Genomic DNA, 25,164 nt, shown 5'->3' on the forward strand with positions numbered 1-25,164 from the left:
CGAGGAAATCAAAAGCATCATGGCCAGGAAAACCGAAAGCAGCGGGCCCTCCGTCAGCGCGCAGGAGGCGCTCGAATTCCACGCCATGGGTCGGCCGGGCAAGCTGGAGATCGTCGCCACCAAGCCGATGGCCACGCAACGCGATCTGAGTCTCGCCTATTCGCCGGGCGTCGCCGTTCCTGTGCGCGCAATCGCGGAGGATCCAAGCCGCGCCTTCGACTATACGACGCGCGGCAACATGGTCGCCGTCATCTCCAATGGCACCGCAATCCTCGGTCTTGGCAATCTCGGCGCCCTGGCTTCGAAGCCGGTCATGGAAGGCAAGTCGGTGCTGTTCAAGCGCTTCGCCGATGTCGATTCGATCGACCTCGAGGTGGCCACCGAGGACGCCGATGAATTCATCAACTGCGTGCGCTTCCTCGGACCTTCCTTCGGCGGCATCAATCTCGAGGACATCAAGGCGCCGGAATGCTTCATCATCGAGCAGCGGCTCCGCGAGTTGATGGACATCCCCGTCTTCCACGACGACCAGCACGGCACCGCCATCATCTCGGCCGCCGGGCTGATCAACGCGCTGGAGATCACCGGCCGCGACATGAAGACCACCAAAATGGTCTGCAACGGCGCGGGCGCAGCGGGCATCGCCTGTATCGAATTGATGAAGGCGATGGGCTTTTCGCCGGAGAATATCATCCTTTGCGACACCAAGGGCGTGGTCTTCCAGGGCCGCACCGAAGGCATGAACCAGTGGAAGTCGGCGCATGCGGTCAAGACCGAGGCGCGCTCGCTCGCCGAAGCGCTTGACGGCTGCGACGTTTTCCTAGGGCTCTCCGCCAAGGGCGCGCTGACCCCCGCCATGGTGCAGTCGATGGCCAAGAACCCGATCATCTTCGCCATGGCCAATCCGGATCCGGAGATTACGCCCGAGGAAGTCGGCGAGATCCGCACCGACGCCATCATGGCGACCGGCCGCTCGGATTACCCGAACCAGGTCAACAATGTGCTGGGTTTCCCTTACATCTTCCGCGGCGCGCTGGATGTCAGGGCCACCACCATCAATGACGAGATGAAGATCGCCGCCGCACGCGCCCTGGCCGAGCTGGCGCGCCAGGACGTGCCCGACGACGTCGCCGCCGCCTATCAGGGCAACCGGCCGAAATTCGGCCCCAACTACATCATCCCGGTGCCCTTCGATCCGCGCCTGATCTCGGCGATCCCGCTTGCCGTGGCCAGGGCCGCGATGGAGTCCGGCGTCGCCCGCAAGCCGATCCTCGATCTCGACCGCTACGCGCATGAGCTCTCCGCCCGCCGCGATCCGATCGCCTCGACCTTGCAGCGCATCTACGACCGCGTCCGCCGCCAGCCCAAGCGCATCGTCTTCGCCGAAGGCGAGGAGGAGCAGGTGATGCGCGCCGCCGTCTCCTATGTGAACCAGAGGCTGGGCACGGCGATCCTGCTCGGCCGCGACGACGTCATCAAGGAGAATGCCCGCAACGCCGGCATCGAACTCAACAAGCAAGGCCTCGAGATCATCAATGCCAGGCTGTCGCGCCGCAATGGGATCTACACCGACTATCTCTACGAACGCATGCAGCGCAAGGGCTACCTGTTCCGCGACTGTCAGCGCCTGATCAACAACGACCGCAACCATTTCGCCGCCTGCATGGTGGCGCTGGGCGACGCCGACGGCATCGTCACCGGCGTGACCCGCAACTATTCCACCGCGCTCGACGACGTGCGCCGCGTCATCGACGCCAAGCCAGGCCACCGCGTGATCGGCGTTTCGATCGTGCTGGCAAGAGGTCGCACCGTGCTGGTTGCCGACACCGCCGTGCACGACATGCCGAATGCCGAGCAGATCGCCGACATCGCCGAGGAGGCGGCCGGCTTTGCCCGCCGCATGGGCTACGAGCCGAGGATTGCCATGCTCGCCTACTCCACCTTCGGTCATCCGCAGGGCGAGCGCTCCGAGCGGGTGCAGGAGGCGGTGCGCATCCTCGACAAGCGCCGCGTCGACTTCGAATATGACGGCGAGATGGCCGCCGACGTGGCGCTGAACCCGCGCGCCATGGCGCAGTACCCGTTCATCAGGCTGACCGGTTCGGCCAATGTGCTGGTCATGCCCGCCTTCCACTCGGCCTCGATCTCGACCAAGATGCTGCAGGAACTCGGCGGCTCGACCGTCATCGGCCCGCTGCTGGTCGGTCTGAACAAGCCGGTGCAGATCGTCTCGCTCAACGCCAAGGACTCAGACATCGTCAACATGGCGGCGATCGCGGCCTATACGGCGGGGAATTGACGGGCGGCCGCCGCGCCCCGCCCTTTGCCGAACTCAAAAGCAAAAAGGCCCGTGGCGATGCCGCGGGCCTTTCTGTTTGGGTCGCAGCTTTCGATCAGAAATTGCGCTGGAAGCGGACGATGCCGCCGACGCTGTCCTTCTTGTCGGCCTTGGTCCAGTTGCCGAACGGAGTGCCGTCGTAGAAGTGGCCGAAGTGGTTCCAGTCGACTTCGGTCGTGATCGTGTAGCCCGGCACGATGGTGTAGGCGACGTTCGCCGCCAAAGCGTAGTTCTTGTCGTCGTCGGCCGAAGCCTGGAGATTGAACGCCGTCTTGTCGTTGAACTTGTAGGTGCCGCCGCCCCAGACGGCCCAATTGCCGCCCCACGGCTTGTAGAAGCCGCGGCCATGGGCGTCGATGGCGTTGCCGGCATCGTCGCTCAGGTTGTCGTCGGTGCCGTAGCCGGCCATGACGAACAGCGACAGTTCCTTGCTCACATTGACGTCGAGGCGAACCTTGCCGGCCACTTCCTCATAGTTGCTGTCATAGGCGACGACGCCGGTGATCGCACCCCAGTCGCCCTTGTACTTCAAGCCGCCGACGACGTGAGGAACGTAGCTGTCGATCGTGCCGGTCACGCCGGAGCCCTCTTCGAGCGAGATGACGCCCGAGAAGCCGCCGTCCACATCGAAGTAGTAGCTGACGACGTTGGTGTCCTTGACGCCGTACGGAATGATCGTGTCCTGGATGACATTGCCCGCGTAACCGATGAACTGGTCATAAGGCGTTTCGTCCTTACCGACGCGCAGGCCGCCGAGCTGGATCCAGGCGAAATGCAGGTCGGGCGCCTTGTTGGCAGCGGGGTTGGTGTCAACCTCACCGTTGGAGGTGACCAGGTTCTTGTCACCGAAGTTGAAGCGCGTTTCGGTGTAGGTCTTCAACGTGCCGAGCTCTCGCGCAGCATTTCGATGGGGACGCGGCCATCCAGTTCGGGGCAGGGATGAGCGAGCCAGAACCAGGCCAATCTCGGATTGGTGATGGCCGCCAACACCTCGCTTATGCCGGGGGCCGGCCTGCCGTCGATGAACTGGGCGAGCGGGAAGACATGCTTGCGGCCGCCTTTGCGCAGCGCGACGACCTCAGCGCGCCTTTGCCAGCGATGCAGCGTCGAGCGAGGTATACGGAACTTCTCTTCCAGATAGGTCGACCCGGCGACCTCGCCGGCCCAGTCTTCGATCAGCATCGACTGCAGCTCGGAGACCCGCTCGGCAAAGGGCCGCGGGATGGGCTTGCCGGCCCCGATCTTCGGATTTTCGTCCCTGCTGCCTGCGTCGCGCGGCTCGGCGCGCGCGATCTTCTCCGCCATCGCGCGGAAGAATTCGGAGGCGAGCCCGGTCCAGCTGCCCTTGAAGGAGGTGATGGCAAGCCGCTGCGCCTGCGGCAGGAACGGAAGGGCGGCGGCAACACCGCCGGCCATCGCGGTGGCGCAGATCAGCGCCTCCGCGTCCTTTAGGACGCCATGCTGCATCAAAGCCTGTCGCACAGCCTCGGCCACAAGTCCGGCCAAGGCGTCTTGCGAAGTTCCTTCAGGCGGATTCTGAAATCTGGTCATGCATCTGTCTTGCGGGGCCGCGCTTCTCCCAAACTGGGCCGTCGTTGAACGGCTACAGCGGAAAGCGGCTATCGCAATGGTGACGGACGCAGCGACCGTGAAGGTTGCTGTCTTGCATTTTTGACACCCCAACTGCTGCGGGCGCCCGAAATGTCAGTCGCGGAACGCCCAATGTGCCTCTAGGAGCGATCTATGACAGCGGCGCGACAGCCGGGTTCATTTGGCGCCCGACCGGGATGACGCAGCGGAACTAAAGCAGGCCCGCCTGTTCCGCTTCGCGGCGCAGATTCTGGCGCGGTCGCGGGCCGATCTGCTGGATCACCAGCCCGGCCGCCAGTGAGCCGAGGTCGCCGCAGTCCTGGAGGCTGCGTCCGGTCGTGTATCCATAGAGGAAACCGGCGGCATAAAGGTCGCCCGCGCCGGTCGTGTCGACCAGTTCCTTGATCGTGGTCGCATGAATAGTGACGGTCTCGTCGCCGCGCACGATCACCGAGCCCTTTTCCGAGCGAGTAACGGCGGCGATCTTGCAATCTTTGCGTATCGCCGCCAGCGCGTCCTCGAAGGAAGCGGTCTGGTAGAGCGACTTGATCTCGTGGCTGTTGGCGAAGACGATGTCGACCGTGCCGGAGCGCATCAGATCGAGGAACTCGTCGCGGTAGCGGTCGACGCAGAAAGAATCCGACAGCGTCATCGACACTTCGCGCCCCGCCGCATGCGCCAGCCTCGCGGTCTGCCGGATCGCTTCCTTGGCGCGCGGCGGATCCCACAGATAACCCTCGAAATAGGTGACCTTGGCGCCGGCCGCCTTGTCGGCCTCGACGTCCTCCGGCCCCAGCTCGACGCAGGCGCCGAGATAGGTGTTCATCGAGCGCTCGCCGTCCGGCGTGACGAAGATCATCGAGCGAGCCGTCGGCGGCTCGCCTTGCAGTGGCCTGGTGTCGAAGGCCACGCCCTGGGCGCGGATATCATGGCTGTAGATGTCGCCGAGCGCATCGTTCGACACCTTGCCGAAAAAGGCGGCGCGGCCGCCGAAGCTCGCCACGCCCGCCGCCGTGTTGCCGGCGCTACCGCCTGAAGCTTCGATCGCCGGTCCCATGCGGCTGTAGAGGAGCTCGGCGCGCCTGGTGTCGATGAGGTTCATCGCGCCCTTGATGATGCCGTTGGTTTCCAGAAAGGCCTCGTCGCATTGCGCGATGATGTCGACAATGGCATTGCCGATGCAAAGCACGTCATATTCCGGCATCAATGTCTCCGCCAACGACTGTCCGGCTTTGTGCCACGCCGGCCGCGCGCGGGTCTAGCGGCTCGCAGCCGCTTTGCCTACCCCGAAAATCGGCACCGGTTTCCGCTTCGCCGACTTCCGGCCGGTTGCTGCGGCAGCCGTCGCGCCGAACTGGACCATATCGTTAGAGGCGACGGCGGCTATGGTTGGAGCGTCATCGAAACATCTAAGCCGCGGTGTGAGCTAGAACGGACCGTCGAAACAGGCTGAAGGCGCGAAATCCCATGTCCGATAAGACCGAGATGACGACCGAGCTGGCGCTGCTTGGCCTGCTGGCGGTGTTGTGGGGTGCCTCCTACACCTTCATCAAGATCGGCGTCGAGACGATCCCGCCGGTGACCTTCATCGCCGGGCGCACGCTGATCGCCGGCGGCATTCTGCTTGGCCTCATCCGCTGGCGCGGCCTTGTCATGCCGCGGGAGGTGGTCATGTGGCGCCGCTTCATGTTCCAGGCCTGCCTCAACAGCGTCATCCCGTTCACGCTGATCGCCGCCGCCGAACGTTCGATCGACGCCGGCCTTGTCACGATCCTCAACGCGACGTCGCCGATCTTCACCTTTCTGCTGACGGCGCTGATCACCCGCCACGAGCCGGTGACATTGCGCAAGCTGGTCGGCGTCGGCGCCGGCATCGCCGGCATTTGCCTCATCGTCGGCACCGAGGCGCTGGGCGGCATCGGCCATCAGCTCTGGGCGCAGCTTGCGGTCGTCGCCGCCACCGTCTGCTATGCCGGCGCCGCCATTTTCGGCCGCAATTTCAGAGGGCTCGACCCGATGGTGCCGGCCGCCGGCTCGATGATCTGCGGCGCCGTGATCCTGATTCCCTTGAGCCTCGTCTTCGACCGGCCCTGGACGTTGACGCCGTCGACGGCGTCGATTCTGGCGCTCTTCGGGCTTTCGGTCTTCTCCACCGCGCTCGCCTTTTCGATCTTCTTCCGGCTTATCCACACGCTGGGCTCTGTCGGCACCACCTCGCAGGCCTATCTGCGCGTGCCGATCGGCGTCGGCATCGGCGCCGTCTTTCTGGGCGAAAGCCTCGGGCCGAGCGCCTGGTTCGGCATGGGCTTCGTCGTCGTTGGCGTCGCGGCCATGACCATCCCGGCCAGACTGGCCAGGCTTGCGCAATAATGCATGTCGCCCAAAAGTGCATGGCGGTTTTGGGAGGACGACATGCATCGAGACAAACCTAAGGCGCGTCGACGCGACGCGCTTAGTTGCGCCGCTTAGCAAGCCCGCCTATCTCGGGATCGTCGCTCCTCTGTAAGGGCTTGGACCTGCCGTGATCCTCGATGCCGCCCGCGCCGCCGCCAGCCGGCTGTTCTCACCTGAATTCCGCTCCGTCTTCCTGAAGATGCTGGGCCTGACGCTGCTCGCCTTGGTGGCGCTGTGGTTCGGCATCGAGAGCCTGCTCGAATGGCTGGCATGGCCGTGGCTGCAGGCATTTGTGCCCGGCCTGCCGTCCTGGGCAGGATGGCTGAGCGGCATCATCGCCGGCATCCTGTTGGCAATGGGCATGGCGCTGCTCGTGGCACCCGTGACGGCGATCGTCGCAGGGTTGTTCCTCGACGATATCGCCGAGGTGGTCGAGCGCACCGACTATCCCGGCGATCTGCCCGGCCGCGCCGTGCCGGTGCTGCAGTCGCTGGCGCTGGCGATAAAATTCTTTGGCCTCGTGATCCTCGGCAACATCGTCGCCCTACTGCTGCTCCTCGTGCCGGGCATCAACCTCGCCGCCTTCTTCATCGTCAACGGCTATCTGCTGGGTCGCGAATTCTTCGAGTTCGCCGCCATGCGCTTCCGCCCCGAGGCTGAAGCCAAGGCGCTGCGCCGGAAGTATGCGGGCACGGTATTCCTGGCCGGACTGCTGATCGCGGTCTTCCTTGCCGTGCCGCTGCTCAACCTTTTGACCCCGCTCTTTGCCGCCGCCATGATGGTGCGTCTGCACAAGGCGGTTTCGGCGCGGGACCCGGTCCAGCCCAATTCCAGGAAAAGCGCGTAGCGGTTTTCCGTCCGGAAATGCGCAACAAGGGGATAGAGCGGTTCGGTGTTTCCGTGAAACGCTGAACGCTCTAATCCTGCTCGGTACCGCCCCCGCGGAACAGCGCCTGCAGCTTGCCGAACGGCATCGCCGAACGGGTGAAGCCGAAGGTGCCGTCCTGCTGGATTTCCCGCGCAGCGGTTTCCAGCATGCCAAAGGCGAAATTCGTCAGCCATGGCCCGAGCGAGACGCGTTTTACGCCGGCCGCGGCAAGGTCGGCCACGGTGAAGCCCGGCCGCGCCATGACATTGACCGGCTTGCTGACCGCGGAGCAGACCGTCCGCACGGTGTCGATGTCGCTCAGGCCCGGCGCGTAGAGCACGTCGGCGCCGGCTTTCTCGAAAGCCTGCAGACGCTTGATCGTGTCGTCGAGATCGGTCTTGCCCCAAAGGAAATTCTCGGCCCGCGCGGTGAAGACGAAATCGTGCTTCAGGGCGCGCGCCGCCTCGGCGGCCGCGGCGACGCGTTCGACTGCATGCGAGAACTCGTAAATTGGATACTCTAGATCGCCCGTATGGTCCTCGATCGAGCAGCCGGCAAGGCCCGCGGCTTCCGCCGCGAAGATGGTTTCTGCGGCCTGCTCGGCGCTGTCGCCCTTGCCGCGCTCGAGATCGGCCGAAACCGGCAGGTCGGTTGCCGCCGTCACTTCGCGGCAATGGTGGATCATGGCCTCGAACGTCACGGCGCCGTCGGGCAGGCCGCGCGAGAAGGCGAAGCCGGCGCTGGTCGTGGCCAGCGCCTTGAAGCCGAAGGAAGCCAAAAGCTTGGTCGTGCCGACATCCCAGGGATTGGGCATGACGAAGGTCGAGGCGTGCAGATCGCGAAAAATCTTGCCCTTGTCCATGGCGGGTCCTCAATCATGGGTCGTGGGGGGAATTTATCGCGGTCGCCCCGCTCGGGCAAACGAATGCGCTCGGCTCAGAAGCGTTTCTCGTTCTCTGCTGACAACCGTTTGAGGGCGTCTGAACCCGCCACGTAGCGCGACGCTTTCTTATCCCAATGATAGATGACTGAAATGTCTTTCGAGGACGCCTCGGGCGCCGCATCGTCGCAGCTTTCGCCGCTTGGTACCATGGCATCGGTCACCGTCACCTTGACGGCTGCATGCGGCCGGCCGTCGGCAATAGCCTTAAAAGCGATGTCCTGCTTGCGGCTGTAGGTGCATAGCCTTTCATCGAACGTGTAGATCATGTCGATCAGTTCGAACTTGTCGTTGCGCACCATGATCAGCGGCGTGATCACATAGCCCTGGCTGGAATTGAAATGAGTGCTCATGGTGATGAGGATATCGTCACCGGCGCCGACCGACAGTTTGTTCGGTTCGCGAAAATAGGTGCTGCGATCGACGGCGACATTGACCGCGTCGAGCAGCGCCGGCTTGCCGCCGGTCAGATCGTAGAGCGCCAGCACCGCATAGCCCTCGGCGCTGTCGGGAGAGTCGCCGAGATCGAACAGCATGGTCAGCCGGTCCTTGCCGCCGGCCTTGATGGCAAGCACCGCAGCATTGGGCAGGCTTGACGTTTCAGGCGGCGAGCCACCGCTGTCCGGACCGGCGACGTGGCGCATTTCGATCGGCAAGCCGCCGTGGTAGAAGCCGTCGGCGTTCAACGCCAGATCGGGGATGACCATCCTGGCCAGATCGAGATAGGTGACGTCCTTGTGGCCCGGGATGGCGCTGGCAAAGTCCGGAAAGCTGACATTTTCCGCGCTCGCCGGGCCCCAAAACCATGACAGAAGCACAAGAGCGAGGGCGAGGCGAAGCAGGGTGAATTTCATGGGTGGGAGCCGCCGGCTGTTTGACGGCTGCACGCTAGCACGGAAGATTTCGCCGAACAGCCCGGAGCAATTCCAGGAAGAATGTGAAACAGTTTTCCGTCCGGAATTGCGTAAAAACAAGTAGCTGGAGCGGGTCGGCAATTCGACGAAAGCGGAACCGCTCCAGTGTCCGATCAAAGGATCGGCACCAGTCCTGCGAGGTCCCGCATGTCGTCGAACAGGATCCCGCCGGCTTCCGCCAGCCCGTCGCGGTCCGAGAATGGATCGGCGTGATAGGAAAACACGCGCATGCCGGCGGCAATGCCGGCCTGGGTGCCGGCGACGCTGTCCTCGATGACGATGCAGTCGGCCGGCGCGAAGCCCATCGTCTTTGCCGCATGCAGGAAAAGGTCCGGGAACGGCTTGCCGCGCCCGACCATGGTCGAGGAAAACATGGCGTGCTCGAACAGCGGCAACAAGCCGGTCTGCCCGAGCGTGATATGCATCTTCGAAACTCGCGCCGACGAGGCGACGCAATAGGCAATACCGGCGGCGCGCACCTTTTCGATGAAATCGCGCACGTGAGGGATCGCCTCGACGCCATGCGCGAATAGATCCGGCAGGCCGGCGTTCCAGCGTTCGACGAAGTCGGCGCCGAGCCGGGCCTCGGTCGCCTCTTCGATCTCTTTCTGCACCGAGGCCATGCTGCGGCCCGAGAAGGTCTTGCGGCAATATTCGAATGTGGTTTGAAAGCCCGCTTCACAAAGCCAGTCGGCGAGGCGCCGATTGGCAAGGTTCTCGGTGTCGACCAGAACCCCGTCGCAATCGAAGATGACCAGTTTTGGGACGTGCATTTATGCGGTGCCGGTCGATCCGAAACCGCCGGCGCCGCGCGCCGTGCCGCCGGCGAGCGCCCGTTCTTCGCTGGCCACCTGCGTGACTGCCGCAAACACGATCTGCGCGATCCGCATGCCGCGCGTCACCGCGAAGTCCTCATCGCCAAGATTGACGAGCAGCACTTTCACCTCGCCGCGGTAATCGCTGTCGATGGTGCCGGGCGTGTTGAGCACGGTCAGCCCATGTTTGAAGGCGAGGCCGGAGCGCGGCCGCACCTGGCCTTCCATGCCTTCCGGGATTTCCACGATCAGCCCGGTCGGCACCAGCGCGCGTTTTCCGGGCAGGATAAGCAGCGGCCGGTCTTCCGGCACCGCGGCTCGCAGGTCCATCCCGGCCGCGCCCGCGCTTTCATAGGTCGGCAGCGGCAAGCCATCGCCATGCGGAAGCCTGACGAAACCGACGGTAGGGCCGATGACGGAGGAAGGATAGACAGCCGTGCGCATGAGCCCATTCCTATCGGCGCGGCTGCCGATTCGGTCAACCCGGCCGCGACGCTATCAACGCCTTTCTTTCAATGCGGTTCCGCGTCAGCGCAACTCCACCGGAACGACGGTCGTCTCCTTGATCTCCTCCATGACGAAGGAAGCGGAGACGTCCGACAGCGGCACCTTGGCGATCAGCCGCTGATAGAGCCTGTCATAGGCTTTGACGTCGGCGACGCGGGCTCTCAGCACATAGTCGAGGTCGCCCGACATGCGGTAGACGCCGGTGATCTCGGCAAAGCCCGTCACCGCGGCCCGGAATTTTTGCAGCCAGTCCGGGTCATGGTTCGACGTCCGGATCAGGATGAAAACAGAGAGGCCGAGTCCGAGCTTGTCGGCATCGACCAGCGCCACGCGCCCAGTAATGACGCCCTCCTCCTCCAGCCGCTTCACGCGCCGCCAGCAGGGGTTGCGGGACAAGGCCACGCGCTCCGACAACTGGTCGACGGAAAGCGTGCCGTCGCGCTGCAGTTCGGCCAGCAATCTCCGATCAGTTTCGTCGATATCATATGCCATTCTTGGGATAAATGTCCCAAAATAGGGCTAGACACAAGGACAATTTGGGATCGATGAACCTTCAACTCGTGGCAGGATACACAATATCGGGGCTCATCCCGGCAGGAGGGATCACCATGACGACGCGGTTTTCGGCGCTCTTTACGTCTCACCCGGCCAAGGTTGGCGAAACCTATTTCGGCCACATGGCCTTCGCCGCCTGGTTCTGCTCCCGCCTGTCGATGGCCGCGGGCGCCGCCCTCGTTCACGCTTTCTTGCCGTTTCTGTTCGAGACTACCGCCAGCCGAATCGTCCGTGAGCTGTATGAGCGCACGAATAACAGAAGCTCACACGCGGTGAAGGAGCCTCAGGCTCTGATGGATCGCGCCTGATAAGTGGTGGAATGCGATGTGCCGGTGGGCGGCCTATCTTGGTGAAGCGGTCTTCCTCGAAGACATCATCACGGCGCCCTGCCACTCGCTGATTGCCCAGAGCCACTGCGCCCAGGAGGCCAAATCGCCGACCAATGGCGACGGTTTTGGCCTCGCCTGGTATGGCGATCGTCCCGAGCCCGGCCTTTACCGCGACATCCTGCCGGCCTGGTCGGACCCCAATCTGAAAAGCCTCTGCCGGCAGATCAAATCAGGCCTGTTCCTCGCCCATGTGCGCGCCTCCACCGGCGGCGCGACCAGCCGCATGAACTGCCATCCCTTCGTCTCCAGCCGCTGGTCGTTCATGCATAACGGCCAGATCGGCGGCTTCGAGAAGATCCGCCGCGCGCTTGAGAATTCGCTGTCGGATGCTGTCTTCGACCAGCGCGAAGGGACGACTGATTCCGAACTCTTCTTCCTGCTGATGCTCGACGAAGGGCTGTCCGCCGACCCGCAAGGCGCGGTAGCCCGCGCCACCAGCCGCGTTCTCGAGGCTTCGCGCCACGCCGGTCTCGAACCCTCCCTGAAGCTGACAGCGGCATTTTCCGATGGCGAGGCGCTCTACGCCGTGCGCTACGCCACCGACGGCCAGGCGCCAACGCTCTATACCGGCGCATTCGCGAGCCGCGCCGGCCGCTGCATCGTCTCCGAACCGTTCGACCGCGACGGTGGCGAATGGCAGGCAATCCCGCCGTCGAGCTTCGTCACCATGACAAGGGACGGCACAAACATCCGGCCGTTCGCGCCGACCGTTGCTAAGTTCGCGTTGGCCGTCTAGCTCCAAACGTAGCGAAGGTCGCGGGACAGCGCCGCCCTGACCACAGGTGGGCGCAATTTCGATCAAGCACCGCTGTCCTAACAATGCTGAATTCGGCTTGAAGCCGCGGTCTCATCCGCCATGTTCAAGGCGCAGCGCGGCAAGCAGCCGGAGTGCAGCACCATGGACATCGGATTTTCCTCGACTACCGAACTCGCGGCAGCAATTGCCCGCCGGAGAATCTCGGCCGTGGAGGCGCTCGACGCGCATCTGGCGCAGATCGACCGGCATAACGAAGCTCTGAACGCCGTCGTCCTCCTCGATCGGGAAGGCGCGCTTCAGCGTGCCCGAGAAGCCGATGCGGCACTGGCCCGCAGCGCCGCGCTCGGCCCGCTGCACGGCGTGCCGTTCACGCTGAAGGATGCGCACGAGACCGCTGGCATGAAGACGACGGTCGGCTTCCCGCCATTTGCCGACAACGTTCCCAAGCAGGACAGCCCTGTGGCTGCCAGGCTAAAGAGAGCCGGCGGCGTGCTGGTCGGCAAAACCAATGTCGCCACCATGCTGGGCGACTGGCAGTCTGACAATCCGCTGTTCGGCCGCACCGGCAACCCTTGGGATCCGTCGCGCACAGCGGGCGGCTCCAGCGGCGGCGCTGCCGCTGCGGTTGCTGCGGGCATGACGCCCTTCGAGGTCGGCACCGACATGCAGAGTTCCATCCGCTTGCCCGCCGCCTTTTGCGGCGTCTACGGCCTGAAGCCGACCGAGCATCGCGTCTCGCTGGCCGGCGCTTTTCCCGACCCGGGCGGCATTCCGCGCAGCGTCCGCTTGATGTCCTGTGTCGGGCCGATTGCTCGCAATCTGGAGGACCTGGCGCTGATTTACCGGATCATTGCCGGTCCGGACGGCGGCGATACCGATCTGGCGCCGGTGCCGGTTGATGCGATACCGACGCTCGAGCTGACATCGCTGCGCATCGCCTTCGCCGGCACCTTCCGCAGCTTTCCGGTGGCCGCCGAGATCGGCGCCGCGGTCGAGAGATTGGCTGCTAGGCTGGCTTCCGCCGGCGCGCACGTCGAGGAAGCCAAACTGCCGAAGCTCGACCTGCATGATGATCTCACCGAGGGCGGCAAGTTGATCGGCATGATGCTGGAGGCAGCGCAACCGGAACCGCCGGAACAGCCTGCGCCGGTGTCGCGCTGGTTCGCGGCGCTCGCTCGCCGCGACCGGTCGATTCTTGCTTGGGAGCGGTTCTTCGAAAGCTGTGATGCCTTGCTTTGCCCGGTCGCCATGACAACGGCCTTTCCGCACTGCAAGCCAGGCAGCGCGCTGAAGGTCGACGGCAAGGACGAGAGCTATTGGATGCTGCCGGCCTATGGCGCGGTCTTCAATTATTCCGGCCATCCGGCGCTGGCGATACCAGGCGGGCAGGACAGCAACGGGTTGCCCATCGGCCTGCAACTGGTCGGCAAGCGCTGGTCGGAGGCGAGACTGCTCGGCGTCGCTGCGGCGATCGCGCCGCTGACCGACGGGTTTCGCCGGCCGCCGGGCTACTGAGCGAAGCGCGACAGCGCATAAGGCGCGAGCAATGGATCGCGCTCGCCATCGAGGATTTCGCGGGCCGCAAATAGGCCGATGGCGGGTGCCAGCGTGATGCCGGAATGGGTGACGGCGACATAGAGGCCGCCTACGCCGTCGGCGCGGCTGACAATTGGGAAACCATCGATCGGAGTGGGACGATAGCCGACTGTGTGGAAATCGTACTCCAGCCCGTCGGCGCCGCGCAGCATCGCTTTTACCGCTTCGAAAAGCTCAAGCGCGGTTCCCTCCGGGTTCTCGCCCGGATCGCCGCCGCCAAAATCCGAGCCGGCGATGATCCGGCCTTCGGCCGTCTGCCGCATATGCAGCCTCTCGGCCAGCACCAGGCCGTTGAGGAGCTTCCTGTAGGGTCGCGAATGCACGATCAGACCGGGCGGCGTCTTGATCGGCAGTTGGACGCCTGCCGTCGCGCCGATCGCCGGAGCGCCGGCGCCGGCGGCGATCACCACCTCGTCGGCGGCGATGGTTTCACCCGCAACGACGACGCCGCTCAGGCTGCCGCCCGATAGAGTCAGTCTATCGACAGTCCCCGTAATGAGCCGCGCGCCGCGCCGTTCGGCGTCCGCCAGCAGCGCCGTTGCGGTCGCGACCGGCTCGGCCACGCCTTCCTCGGCGACATGAAGCGCAAAATCGGGAAGCTCGGTCAGATTGGGTTCGATCCGCGCCGCCTGTTCGCGGCCGACCTGCTCGATGCCGTAGCCCCAGGACGAATGCTCGGCCGCATAGGCTTTGAGCTTGTCCGCCGGCAGGTCCCAGCACAGGCCGCCGCACCAGGCAAGCGGCAGGCCCGGCAGATCATTCGCCAAGCGTTTCCACTCGTTCATCGCCCGGATGCGTAGCCGGAAATAGGTCTCCGGATTGCCCCAGCTTGCGTTAATCCAGGCGAAGGAATTGGGCGTCGCGACGCCGCCGGCGCCGCTTGTCGAGACGACCGTCACCCTCGCTCCAGCCTTCGCCAGATGCCAGGCGATCGATGCGCCGATGATGCCGGCGCCGATGACGATGACTTGTTTTGCGCTGCTCATGCCATGACCTTCAGAGGAGATTTCACCGTCATGCCATCGCGCCGGCCAGACCTCAAGCGAGAAGCGGCTACGCGCCGCCCATCGCTATCTTATGCGTCCCGACAACCAGGCCCTTCAGCTCTTCGCAGCGCCGCGTGAGCCGTGAAGAGTCGACCTTCTTCGCTAACGCCAACGCTGTGCCGAGCTCCAGCTCCGCGCCGGAACGATCGCCGAGCTGAATGAGCAGCGCCGCGAGCGCAAGCCTCGCATCGGCGACATTGACCGGCGAGCCGACCTCGCTCCAGCGCGAGCATGCGGTCTGCAGCTCCCGAACAGCCTCGGTGGGGCGGTCTTCCCGTATGAAAAGTTCAGCCTTGGCCTCGGCGGACAGCGCCCGGATGGAGGCCATCGGCCAGCGCTGCGGCTGGCTCTCCAGCTCGGTGATAACTTCTTTTGCGCGCTCGAGACGATTGGTGCGCGCCGCCACCTTGGCGAGAGTGGCAAGGACCATGCCTCGCCGCTGCAGCGTCGGCCAGCCGTTTCCGACCAGGGAGCGCTCGAGAGCGCTGAAGGCGGCCTCGGCCTGGCCTTGCTCCAGCTGCAGCAGCGCCAGGCCGGGCTGCGGATCCCAGCCGGCGGCATGGGACGCCCGATAGGCTGTTTCCGCCTCCGTGAGATCTCCGGCAGCCAGATGAATGTCACCCAAGACACGCAGCGCATCGCCCGTCGCCCAGGGGGCGTCGACGGCGAGCTGGTCGAGCGCGGCGCGTACCAGCGCCTCAGCCTCCTTCAGCGTGCCGTGAACGCCGAGCACTTCGGCGCGATGCAGCCGGCAGGAGCCCGACAGATCCTCAAGCCCATGTCCCCTGCACCAGTCCTCATAGCCGAGGGTCCATTGGTTGGCCCTCGCCCAGTCGCCAAAATTCCGGCAGGCCCAAAGTATGTTGCAGTAGAGAATGCCGCCGACGACCGGGTCCACGTCGCTGGAGAGGCCGAGCGCGGCGGCGAAATCCTGGTCCTCCTGGCCGGATTTGGTTTCACCGAGGCAGAGCTTGAAAAAGCCGCGATAGATCAGCCCGAGCGACTCCACGACCGGATCTTCGAGATCCCTGCCAACCGCGAAAGCCTGTTCGGCAAGCGCAAGCGCCTGCTCCGGCTCGGCTTCCGCGCCCATGATGCGCGCTCCCATCCAGGACCACAGGCCGTGCTCCCTGCTGTCGGTTGCGCCATCGATCAGCTGCGCCGCCCGCTTGTGCCAGCCCTTGGCGACGGCAAGTTCCCCTCTCTCCAGATGAACCCTGGCCAGGCCGATTGCCGGGGACGCCGCTCGCAAGCGCTCGCCGGCCACGCCGTAGGCAGTCACCGCGCGCGCCAGAAGCGGGATGGCTTCAGCCGGGCGCCCCATGCACTCCAGCGCAAGTGCCCATTCCTCGAGATCGGCCGTCAGCAGCTCGCCAGCGGCATCCGCTTCGGTGAAGCAGGCTGCGGCCTCGTGCCATTTTCTGACAGCAACAGCTTCGCGTGCCGACAGAACCGGTGAACCGGGGCTCGAAAGCTTGCCGCCCGCGCCGGCCGGCCCGTTCGCCGAAATGGGCGGCAGGTCGAGGCAAATCCGGTAGCCGAAGCGGGGCAGGTTGCGCAGCGCCGTTTCCATGCCGCCCTGGCGAAGAACGCCGCGGGCAAGGCTAGCCACGCGCTGCAACGAAGCTTCCGTCACCGTCACGCCCGGCCATAGCGTTTCAAGCAATTCGTCTTTGCTCATGGCCCGGTCCCGGTGCCGCAGCAGGATGGCGAGGAAATCGAAGACCAGGGGCTGCACCTCGATCTCGCTTCCGGCGAGACGGAGGGCGCGAGCGTCCTCGTTAAGATCGAAGTCGCCGAAGCAATAAGTTCCCATCGGCAGCAATCCTGTAACGGCAGTAGGCAAAGGATCGGAAGAAGATAAGGACGGCGTAAGGACTGTCGGCCGCCTCTTGCGCAATTCTCCGTCTGCCCGGCGAGCCAAGCTGCAGTTTAGCTCAGCGGCCCCGGGAATGTCACCGGCACCGAATCTTTTCGAGCGTCCGGAGGCATTTGAACCTAAGATCAAGGAGATTGCGAAATGCAGAAATACATCATCGAACGTGAAATTCCCAAGGTCGGCACCTTCGAGCGCGAGCAACTTCGCGACGCCTCCAAGGCCTCGAATGCCGTTCTCGCCGAACTCGGCCCGGACATTCAGTGGGTCGAATCCTTCGTCGCGGATGACAAGACCTTCTGCGTCTACCTCGCCAAGGACGAGGCGATCATTCAGCGCCACGCCAAGATGAGCGGCTTCCCGGCCACCAAGATCACGCAGGTGAAGCGCCTGTTCGATCCGACGACGGCATACGCCGCCGCCTGATGGAGAGATCGATCGTGAAGTGCCTTGCAGGCGAGTTGCGAGCACGATCGATCCTGATCTTCTGTCGGCCAAACCTTCGGGAGGGCCAGTCTGGCCCTCCCGATTTCATCATTCCAACAGAGGAGGATAAACCATGACCATCCTTGGACAGGAGCTTGCGGCCAACCACTCCGCGCTCGGACGGTTCCTCGTTGCGATCTTCGAAATCTGCCGTTCCGGCGGAGGCGTGCTTGCGCGCATCCTGCGAAATCGCAGGGGTTGGCCACGCTGGACGAATTGCCGGACTATCTGCTGCGCGACATCGGCATCGAGGGGGCGGAGATACGTTTAGCTACCCGGTTGGGCCGCCAGGACCGTCATCGCGAGCGAACCTGAACGGCCTAAGGTTCCTGTCAGGCCACATCGACTACGCTGTTCGGCGGTGCCAGTCTGCCCGAAACTGTCGACACGCCCAAAATGCGCTGCTAGAAGCCCGCGCCACAGACAGGATTCCAAAAATTGGCAGAAGACATCGAACAGGCGGTATCGCGCCGCCGCACTTTCGCGATCATCGCCCACCCCGATGCCGGCAAGACCACGCTCACCGAAAAGCTGCTTCTGTTCGGCGGTGCCATCCAGCTTGCCGGCGAGGTCAAGGCCAAGAAAGATCGCATCCAGACCCGGTCCGACTGGATGAAGATCGAGCGCGAGCGCGGCATCTCGGTCGTCACCTCGGTGATGACCTTCGAATATGACGACAACGTCTTCAACCTGCTCGACACGCCCGGCCATGAGGATTTCGCCGACGACACCTACCGCACGCTGTCTGCGGTGGATTCGGCCGTCATGGTCATCGACGCCGCCAAGGGCATCGAGCCGCGCACGCTGAAACTGTTCGAGGTCTGCCGGCTGCGCGACATCCCGATCATCACCTTTGTCAACAAGATGGACCGCGAGAGCCGCGATCCGTTCGAAATCCTCGACGAGATCGAGCAGAAGCTGGCGCTGGACACAGCACCGGTTACCTGGCCGATCGGCCGCGGCAAGACCTTTTCGGGCACCTATCACCTGGCGCAGAACGCGGTGCGCCGGAGCGATGACGAGAAGGAGCGCACGCCCGTAAACGGCCCGGATTCCAACCGCGTCGCCGGGCTTTTGCCGGAAAACGAGCGCAACGACTTCATCGAGGAACTGGAGCTCGCGCGGGAAGCGTGCAGACCTCTCGACATAGACGCCTTCCGCGAAGGCCATCTGACGCCGGTCTATTTCGGCTCGGCGCTGCGCAATTATGGAGTGCGCGACCTGATCGAGGCGCTCGGCGCCTACGGGCCGCCGCCGCGGGCCCAGGCAGCCGATGAACGCACGGTCGAGGCGACGGAGGGGAAGATGACCTCCTTCGTCTTCAAGATCCAGGCCAACATGGACCCCAACCATCGCGACCGCATCGCGTTCGTCCGCGTCTGCTCCGGCAAGCTGGAGCGCGGCATGAAGGCCAAGCTGGTGCGCACCGGCAAACCGATGAGCCTCTCGGCGCCGCAATTCTTCTTCGCCCGCACCCGCGTCACCGCCGACGAGGCCTTCGCCGGCGACGTCGTCGGCATACCCAATCACGGCACGCTGCGCATCGGCGACACGCTGACCGAGGGCGAGGAGATCCTGTTCCGCGGCGTGCCGAACTTCGCGCCGGAAATCCTGCGCCGTGTCCGCCTCGGCGATGCGATGAAAGCCAAGAAGCTGAAGGAAGCGCTGCATCAGATGGCCGAGGAGGGCGTCGTGCAGCTGTTCTCGCCTGAGGACGGCTCGCCGGCCATCGTCGGCGTTGTCGGCGCGCTGCAGCTCGATGTGCTGAAGGAGCGGCTTAACATCGAATACACGCTGCCGGTGGATTTCGAGATGTCGCGCTTCTCCGTCTGCCGCTGGATCTCGGCCGACGACAGGGCGGATGTCCAGCGCTTTATCGAGGCGCATCGCGGCGACATCGCCCGCGACCTCGACAACGATCCGGTCTTCCTCGCCCAGCACGCCTTCTCGCTCAACTACGAGGCCGAGCGCTGGAAAGCGATCCGCTTCGCCGCGGTCAAGGACTATCAGGTCCGCGACAAGGCGGCGTGATTGTGGTGAATAGTGAATAGTGAATAGTAGTCGGGCACCCTCACCATTTACCATTCACTATTCACGCGTAATCACCCCTTCGCCGCTTCCTCGATCGTGGCGATGTCGATCTTGCCCATCTGCATCATCGCCGACATCACGCGCCCGGCCTTCGCTCTGTCGGGGTCCTGAAGCAGGCGCGGCAGCTGCTCCGGCACGACCTGCCAGGAAACGCCGAACTTGTCCTTCAGCCAGCTGCAGCGTCCCGGTTCGCCGCCGCCTTCGGTGAGTCTGGCCCAGAAATAATCGACTTCTTCCTGCGTTTTGCAGTCGATCGACAGCGACATCGCCTCGGTGAACTTGTATTGCGGCCCCCCGTTGAGGGCTTGGAACTGCACCCCGTCGAGCTCGAACGAGGCGACCAGAACCTGGCCTTCCTGGGGATGGCCCTTGGGCCAGCGCGTGACGCTAAGCACCTTCGAATTCTTGAAGATGGCGACATAGTGGTTCATGGCCTCCTCGGCCTGGCCGTCGAACCAAAGGAAGGTGGTGATCTTCTGCATATCTTGCTCCTCCGACTTGTTCAGGTTGGCTCATCATCAACGGCGCGCCGGCGATTTGGCGCGGCTTTCGTACCGTCTGCCTCAAGGACGGCTCGGCGCGGCGCGATCCGACAGCATTTTTCAAATTTCCTGAAGAATCGTGGCGCAGCGCAAAATTGTGGCAAGGCCGAACCTTGGCCGCTATAACCGCTGCCGACTGAAATACAGCGCCGCCGCGCCACGTTTGAGCGCCGCCAGCCAGCAAGGAATACCGATGCCCGCCTACCGTTCCCGCACCACCACCCATGGCCGCAACATGGCAGGCGCCCGTGGCCTGTGGCGTGCCACCGGCATGAAGGACAGTGATTTCGGCAAGCCGATTATTGCGGTGGTCAATTCCTTCACCCAGTTCGTCCCGGGCCATGTGCACCTGAAGGATCTCGGCCAGCTCGTGGCGCGCGAGATCGAGAAGGCCGGCGGCGTCGCCAAGGAGTTCAACACCATCGCCGTCGACGACGGCATCGCCATGGGTCACGACGGCATGCTCTATTCGTTGCCGTCGCGCGAGCTGATCGCCGATTCCGTCGAATACATGGTCAATGCGCACTGCGCCGACGCCATGGTCTGCATCTCCAACTGCGACAAGATAACGCCCGGCATGCTGATGGCCTCGCTGCGCCTCAACATCCCGACCGTTTTCGTCTCCGGCGGCCCGATGGAAGCCGGCAAGGTGGTGCTGGGCGGCAAGGCGCAGGCGCTCGACCTCGTCGACGCCATGGTGGCCGCGGCCGACGACCGAATTTCAGATGAGGACGTCAAGGTGATCGAGCGCTCGGCCTGCCCGACCTGCGGCTCCTGCTCGGGCATGTTCACGGCGAACTCGATGAACTGCCTGACCGAAGCGTTGGGTCTCTCGCTGCCCGGCAACGGCTCGACTTTGGCCACCCATGCCGATCGCAAGCGGCTGTTCGTCGAGGCAGGCCATCTGATCGTCGATCTTGCGCAGCGCTATTACGAACAGGAGGACGACAGCGCGCTGCCGCGCAGCATCGCCTCCAAGGGAGCCTTCGAGAATGCCATGGCCCTCGACATCGCCATGGGCGGCTCGACCAACACGGTGCTGCACATCCTGGCTGCCGCGCATGAGGGCGAGGTCGACTTCACCATGGAGGATATCGACCGGCTGTCGCGCAAAGTGCCGGTGCTTTGCAAGGTGGCGCCGGCCAAGTCCGACGTGCACATGGAGGATGTTCACCGCGCCGGCGGCATCATGGCGATCCTCGGCCAACTCGACCAGGCCGGGCTGATCAACCGCGATCTGCCGACAGTCCACACCGCAACGCTGGGCGAAGCGCTCGACCATTGGGACATCGCCCGCACTTCCGCAGAGAATGTGCGCGAGTTCTTCCGCGCCGCGCCCGGCGGCGTGCCGACGCAGGTCGCCTTCAGCCAGGATCGCCGCTGGGAGGATCTCGACACGAACCGCGAGACGGGCGTCATTCGCTCGGCCAAGACGCCGTTCTCGAAGGATGGCGGCCTCGCCGTGTTGAAGGGCAATCTGGCGCTCGACGGCTGCATTGTGAAGACGGCCGGCGTCGACGAGTCGATCCTGAAATTCACCGGTCCGGCCCGCGTCTTCGAAAGCCAGGACGCTTCCGTCAAGGCGATCCTGGGCAACGAGATCAAGGCGGGCGACATCGTCGTCATCCGCTATGAGGGGCCGCGCGGCGGCCCCGGCATGCAGGAGATGCTCTACCCGACCAGCTATCTGAAGTCGAAGGGCCTCGGCAAGGCCTGCGCGCTGATCACCGATGGCCGCTTCTCCGGCGGCACGTCGGGTCTGTCGATCGGCCACGTCTCGCCGGAAGCCGCCGAGGGCGGGCTGATCGGCATGGTTCAGGAAGGCGACACGATCGAGATCGACATCCCCAACCGCAGGATCCATCTCGCCGTCAGCGAAGCCGAGCTCGACGCGCGCCGCAAGGCTATGGCGGCCAAGGGCGCGGATGCCTGGAAGCCTGAGGAAAAGCGCAAGCGCAAGGTGACGACGGCGCTGCGCGCCTACGCCGCCTTCGCCACCAGCGCCGACAAAGGTGCTGTCAGGAAAGTGCCGGAATAGTAAGTCGGGCAGCGCCCCCCTACCTCCCCCCTGTGGGCCCCTCTGTGGGGAGGTCGGACCGAAGGTCCGGGTCGGTCGGCGCCGCACCTCCACCCCGCTGCTGCGCAGCGACCCTCCCCACAACGGGGAGGGTAAGCGCCGGCGTCATGGCATCAGCTGATATTCATAAAGCTTCTGATAGAGTCCGCCCTGTTTGAGCAGGGACTTGTGCGGGCCGCTTTCCAGCACCTTGCCGTTTTCCAGCACCACGATCGTGTCGGCCTGATGCACCGTTGACAGCCGATGCGCGATGACGATGGTCGTGCGTCCGACCGTGAGTTGCTGCAGCGCGTCGCGGAACAGCGCTTCCGATTCGGCGTCCAGCGCGCTGGTCGCCTCGTCGAGCAGCAGGATCTCGGCATTGCGCAGCATGGCGCGCGCGATCGAGATGCGCTGGCGCTGGCCGCCGGACAGCAACGAGCCGTTCTCGCCCACCTCCGTCTCGTAGCCCTTGGCCATGGCGCTGATGAAGTGATGCGCGTTGGCGGCCTTGGCCGCGGCGATCACCTCCTCGTCGGTCGCGTCCTGACGCCCGAGGCGTATGTTGTGCATGATGGTGCCGGCGAACAGGAATGTGTCCTGGCTGACATAGGCAATCTTCTGCCTGAGTGAATCGAGCGTGGCGAAGGAGATGTCCTGGCCGTCGAACATCACCTTGCCGCCTTGCGGGTCGTACATGCGCATGATCAGGTTGAGGATCGTTGACTTGCCGCCGCCGGAAGGTCCGACCAGCGCCGTCATCTTGCCGGCCGCCAGGGTCAGGTTGAGCTGTTCGAAAACCGGCGGGCTCTCGGGATAGGCGAAGCTGACATTGTCGAAGCGGATTTCGCCCGGGCCCGGCTGCAGCGGCTTGGCGCCGGGCTTTTCGGCCAGCGTCAGCGGCCGGTCGGCAAGCTGGAACATCATGCGCACGCCGACGATGCCGGTCTCCAGCGAGATGCGCACGCGCGCCAGCCGCTTTGCCGGCTCATAAGCGAGCAGCAGCGCCCCGATAAAGGCCATGATGTTGCCCGGCATCTGGCCGCCCTGCAGCACCAGGAAGCCGCTGATGAAGACTGCGCCGGCAATCGCCAGACCGGCAAGCGTTTCCATCACCGGGCTGGTGGCTGCCTCGAGCGTCGCGATGTTGTTGGCGCGGTTCTGGACGTCCGACACGGCCTTGTACATGCGCTTGCGCATCGCGCCTTCGAGATTGAAGGATTTGACGACGCGCACGCCGATTGCCGTTTCCTGCATCACATGCACGATCTGGCCGAGCGAGCGGAATTCCATCTTGGCGATCTGGCGCACGCGCTTGAGAATGCTGTTGACGCCGTAGATCGCCACCGGTCCGACGACGAAGCAGATCAGCGACAGCGCCGGCTGCTCCCAGACCATCACTGCGACCAGCACGATCAACGTCACCAGATCGCGCACATAGGACGTGACGACGAGGTCGAGCACGCTGCGCGCGGCTTGGGCGTTGTTGGTCATGCGGGTGATCAGGTCGGACGACGAGGTCGAATGGTAGAATTCGATGCCTTGCGCCAGGATCCGGTCATAGATCTTGCGCTGCCTATCGGCGATGATGGCATTGCCGACACGGCTCATGAAATAGGCCTGAACGAACGTCGCCAGGCCCTTGAGGACGAAGATAGCGGCGACCGCGGCCGCGATCAGGTTGACGCGATCCGCTCTCTTGTAGACCACGAATTCGTTGGTGATCTCCTTCAGGATCCATGCGCTTGCCCCCGTCATGGCGGCCACCACCAGCATCGACACAATGGCCGCGCCATAGCCGAATTTATGCTCCCGGAAAGATTCTCGTACCAGCCTTGCGACAAGGCGCTGGTTCTCCGTCGAGCGGAAGAAGCGAAACAAACGGCCGATCCTGTGTCTGGCTTAGCAAATTTCGGATTCGCCACGGGGGCGAGAGGCGGCTTATAGAGCGAGTTGGCGCCGGAGGAAACGCCGGCAGGGAAGAAACGGCTGCGGCGGCCCGCCTGTCCGATCACGATAACGCTGATTCTACCAAAGGGATGACGACATGGATTTCGACCTCATCGTGCGCGGCGGCACGCTGCCGGACGGCAGGATCGCCGATATCGGCATCGCTGGCGAAACCATCGCCGCGATCGAGCCTCAGTTGCAAGGCGCAGCTCGGAGCGAGGTCGACGCGCGCGGCAATCTCGTCTCGCCGCCCTTCGTCGATCCGCATTTCCATATGGACGCCACGCTCTCCTATGGCATTCCGCGCATCAACGCTTCGGGCACGCTGCTCGAAGGGATTGCGCTCTGGGGCGAGTTGAAGCCGCTCCTGACGCATGAGGCGGTGCGCGACCGCGCGCTCGCCTATTGCGACTGGGCGGTGTCGATGGGCCTGCTTGCCATCCGCACCCATGTCGATGTCTGCGACGACCGGCTGCTTGCCGTGGAAGCTCTGCTGGATGTGAAGAAAACGGTCGCGCCCTATCTCGACCTGCAGCTGGTCGCTTTTCCGCAGGACGGGTTTTATCGCTCGCCGACGGCCCGCGAAAACACAATCCGGGCGCTGGATATGGGCGTCGACATCGTCGGCGGCATCCCGCATTTCGAGCGCAGCACGGCCGACGGCACCCGCTCGGTGACGGAGCTCTGCGAGATCGCGGCGAAGCGCGGCCTGATGGTCGACATGCATTGCGACGAGACCGACGACCCGCTATCGCGCCACATCGAGCAGCTTGCCTATGAAACGCAGCGACTCGGCTTGCAGGGCAGGGTGGCGGGCTCGCACCTCACCTCGATGCATTCCATGGACAATTACTACGTCTCGAAGCTGTTGCCGCTGATCGCCGAGGCCGGCGTCTCTGCGATCCCCAATCCGCTGATCAACATCATGCTGCAGGGGCGCCACGATACTTTCCCCAAGCGGCGCGGCCTCACCCGGGTGAAGGAGATGCTGGCGCTCGGCATCCGCGTCGGCTGGGGCCAGGACTGCGTGCTCGACCCATGGTATTCGCTGGGCACGGCGGACATGCTCGACGTGGCCTTCATGGGCCTGCATGTCGCGCAGATGTCGAGCCCGGCCGACATGGCGCGCTGCTTCGACATGGTCACCAACGTCAACGCCGCCATCATGGGGCTTGATCATCTGGGTCTGACCGTCGGCAAGCGGGCGAGCCTTGTCGTGCTCGACGCCGGCAATCCGATCGAGGCCGTCCGCCTGCGCCCCGAGCGCCTCTGTGTCATCGCCAGGGGCAAGGTGGTGGCCGAACGGACCAGGCAGGAGACGCGGCTGTCGATCGCCGGTCGGCCGAAGAGCGTCAACCGCAGGCACAAATCCGCGTAGCGCCAGCCGATTTCCGCCGCTGGTCTTACGGATCGTCCGAATTTCCCTCCTCAAAGCGACAGATTGCGAGTAGGGA

General features: G+C 64.3%; 22 protein-coding genes and 1 pseudogene. 11 read left to right on the forward strand and 12 right to left on the reverse strand.

Annotation, left to right across the window (positions count from 1 at the left end; genetic code table 11):
- The first annotated feature begins 19 nt into the window (after positions 1-19).
- Positions 20-2,299: an NADP-dependent malic enzyme gene (locus CK222_RS02200; protein ID WP_067324316.1), complete on the forward strand. Its 2,280-nt coding sequence runs from the start codon at positions 20-22 to the stop codon at positions 2,297-2,299.
- Positions 2,300-2,393: 94 nt separating this feature from the next.
- On the opposite strand, the pseudogene CK222_RS02205 reads toward CK222_RS02200, so the two are convergent.
- The 3 genes and pseudogenes from CK222_RS02205 to CK222_RS02215 form a co-directional block, all read right to left on the reverse strand.
- Positions 2,394-3,230, reverse strand: a pseudogene (locus CK222_RS02205) (porin); the annotation flags it as partial.
- Positions 3,215-3,889, reverse strand: coding sequence for a hypothetical protein (locus CK222_RS02210; protein ID WP_095799246.1), 675 nt, complete (start codon positions 3,887-3,889; stop codon positions 3,215-3,217). The pseudogene CK222_RS02205 and the gene CK222_RS02210, both read right to left, overlap by 16 nt.
- 250 nt (positions 3,890-4,139) lie before the next feature.
- On the reverse strand, positions 4,140-5,132 hold the full coding sequence (locus CK222_RS02215) for an adenosine kinase (RefSeq protein ID WP_095799247.1): 993 nt from the start codon (positions 5,130-5,132) through the stop codon (positions 4,140-4,142).
- Positions 5,133-5,395: 263 nt separating this feature from the next.
- Here CK222_RS02215 and CK222_RS02220 point away from each other — a divergent pair, with 263 nt between their 5' ends.
- Positions 5,396-6,298: an EamA family transporter gene (locus tag CK222_RS02220; RefSeq protein WP_095799248.1), complete on the forward strand. Its 903-nt coding sequence runs from the start codon at positions 5,396-5,398 to the stop codon at positions 6,296-6,298.
- A 151-nt stretch (positions 6,299-6,449) separates the two neighbouring features.
- Positions 6,450-7,169: a sulfate transporter family protein gene (locus CK222_RS02225; protein ID WP_095799249.1), complete on the forward strand. Its 720-nt coding sequence runs from the start codon at positions 6,450-6,452 to the stop codon at positions 7,167-7,169.
- Between the two features lie 70 nt (positions 7,170-7,239).
- Here the strand turns inward: CK222_RS02225 and CK222_RS02230 are convergent, their stop codons facing one another.
- The 5 genes from CK222_RS02230 to CK222_RS02250 all read right to left on the reverse strand — a co-directional run bounded on the left by CK222_RS02230 (position 7,240) and on the right by CK222_RS02250 (position 10,858).
- Complete coding sequence (locus tag CK222_RS02230; protein ID WP_067324326.1) at positions 7,240-8,052, reverse strand: oxaloacetate decarboxylase; 813 nt, start codon at positions 8,050-8,052, stop codon at positions 7,240-7,242.
- 74 nt (positions 8,053-8,126) lie between these two features.
- Entirely contained in the window at positions 8,127-8,984 is an 858-nt protein-coding gene (locus tag CK222_RS02235) for a hypothetical protein (RefSeq protein WP_095799250.1), read from the reverse strand.
- Positions 8,985-9,157: 173 nt separating this feature from the next.
- On the reverse strand, positions 9,158-9,817 hold the full coding sequence (locus CK222_RS02240) for an HAD family phosphatase (RefSeq protein ID WP_095799251.1): 660 nt from the start codon (positions 9,815-9,817) through the stop codon (positions 9,158-9,160).
- Positions 9,818-10,303, reverse strand: coding sequence for a dUTP diphosphatase (gene dut / locus CK222_RS02245; RefSeq protein ID WP_095799252.1), 486 nt, complete (start codon positions 10,301-10,303; stop codon positions 9,818-9,820).
- Positions 10,304-10,387: 84 nt separating this feature from the next.
- Positions 10,388-10,858, reverse strand: coding sequence for an Lrp/AsnC family transcriptional regulator (locus tag CK222_RS02250; RefSeq protein ID WP_095799253.1), 471 nt, complete (start codon positions 10,856-10,858; stop codon positions 10,388-10,390).
- 116 nt (positions 10,859-10,974) lie between these two features.
- Here CK222_RS02250 and CK222_RS02255 point away from each other — a divergent pair, with 116 nt between their 5' ends.
- The 3 genes from CK222_RS02255 (at position 10,975) to CK222_RS02265 (ending at position 13,582) form a co-directional block, all read left to right on the forward strand.
- Positions 10,975-11,229 carry a DUF6356 family protein gene (locus tag CK222_RS02255; protein ID WP_095799471.1) on the forward strand — a complete coding sequence of 85 codons (255 nt, stop codon included), beginning with the start codon at positions 10,975-10,977 and terminating at the stop codon, positions 11,227-11,229.
- A 16-nt stretch (positions 11,230-11,245) separates the two neighbouring features.
- Complete coding sequence (locus CK222_RS02260; RefSeq protein WP_095799254.1) at positions 11,246-12,046, forward strand: class II glutamine amidotransferase; 801 nt, start codon at positions 11,246-11,248, stop codon at positions 12,044-12,046.
- Between the two features lie 162 nt (positions 12,047-12,208).
- Entirely contained in the window at positions 12,209-13,582 is a 1,374-nt protein-coding gene (locus tag CK222_RS02265) for an amidase (RefSeq protein ID WP_095799472.1), read from the forward strand.
- Here the strand turns inward: CK222_RS02265 and CK222_RS02270 are convergent.
- Together CK222_RS02270 and CK222_RS02275 are read right to left on the reverse strand one after the other, a co-directional pair.
- Positions 13,576-14,649, reverse strand: a complete 1,074-nt coding sequence (locus CK222_RS02270) for an FAD-binding oxidoreductase (RefSeq protein WP_095799255.1) — start codon at positions 14,647-14,649, stop codon at positions 13,576-13,578. The two genes, CK222_RS02265 and CK222_RS02270, sit on opposite strands and share 7 nt — an antisense overlap.
- 67 nt (positions 14,650-14,716) lie before the next feature.
- Entirely contained in the window at positions 14,717-16,525 is a 1,809-nt protein-coding gene (locus CK222_RS02275) for a winged helix-turn-helix domain-containing protein (protein ID WP_095799256.1), read from the reverse strand.
- Between the two features lie 204 nt (positions 16,526-16,729).
- Between CK222_RS02275 and CK222_RS02280 the strand changes: the two genes are divergently transcribed.
- From CK222_RS02280 to CK222_RS02285, 3 genes are all read left to right on the forward strand, one after another.
- Positions 16,730-17,011, forward strand: a complete 282-nt coding sequence (locus tag CK222_RS02280; protein ID WP_067003570.1) for a DUF4242 domain-containing protein — start codon at positions 16,730-16,732, stop codon at positions 17,009-17,011.
- 258 nt (positions 17,012-17,269) lie between these two features.
- On the forward strand, positions 17,270-17,386 hold the full coding sequence (locus CK222_RS32140; protein ID WP_176477550.1) for a DUF1127 domain-containing protein: 117 nt from the start codon (positions 17,270-17,272) through the stop codon (positions 17,384-17,386).
- A gap of 123 nt (positions 17,387-17,509) precedes the next feature.
- The gene (locus CK222_RS02285) at positions 17,510-19,102 is read left to right on the forward strand and encodes a peptide chain release factor 3 (RefSeq protein ID WP_095780207.1); all 1,593 of its coding nucleotides are present in this window, start codon (positions 17,510-17,512) and stop codon (positions 19,100-19,102) included.
- A gap of 71 nt (positions 19,103-19,173) precedes the next feature.
- On the opposite strand, the gene CK222_RS02290 is transcribed toward CK222_RS02285, so the two are convergent.
- On the reverse strand, positions 19,174-19,644 hold the full coding sequence (locus CK222_RS02290) for a VOC family protein (protein WP_067324344.1): 471 nt from the start codon (positions 19,642-19,644) through the stop codon (positions 19,174-19,176).
- 253 nt (positions 19,645-19,897) lie between these two features.
- On the opposite strand from CK222_RS02290, the gene ilvD reads away from it, so the two are divergent.
- Positions 19,898-21,742: a dihydroxy-acid dehydratase gene (ilvD, locus tag CK222_RS02295; RefSeq protein WP_095799257.1), complete on the forward strand. Its 1,845-nt coding sequence runs from the start codon at positions 19,898-19,900 to the stop codon at positions 21,740-21,742.
- A gap of 144 nt (positions 21,743-21,886) precedes the next feature.
- On the opposite strand, the gene CK222_RS02300 is transcribed toward ilvD, so the two are convergent.
- Positions 21,887-23,641, reverse strand: a complete 1,755-nt coding sequence (locus tag CK222_RS02300) for an ABC transporter ATP-binding protein (protein WP_095799258.1) — start codon at positions 23,639-23,641, stop codon at positions 21,887-21,889.
- Between the two features lie 166 nt (positions 23,642-23,807).
- Between CK222_RS02300 and CK222_RS02305 the strand changes: the two genes are divergently transcribed.
- Entirely contained in the window at positions 23,808-25,088 is a 1,281-nt protein-coding gene (locus CK222_RS02305) for an amidohydrolase family protein (protein WP_095799259.1), read from the forward strand.
- The last annotated feature ends 76 nt before the right edge of the window (positions 25,089-25,164 follow it).

The organism is Mesorhizobium sp. WSM3866, from assembly GCF_002294795.1.
GTDB lineage: Bacteria > Pseudomonadota > Alphaproteobacteria > Rhizobiales > Rhizobiaceae > Mesorhizobium.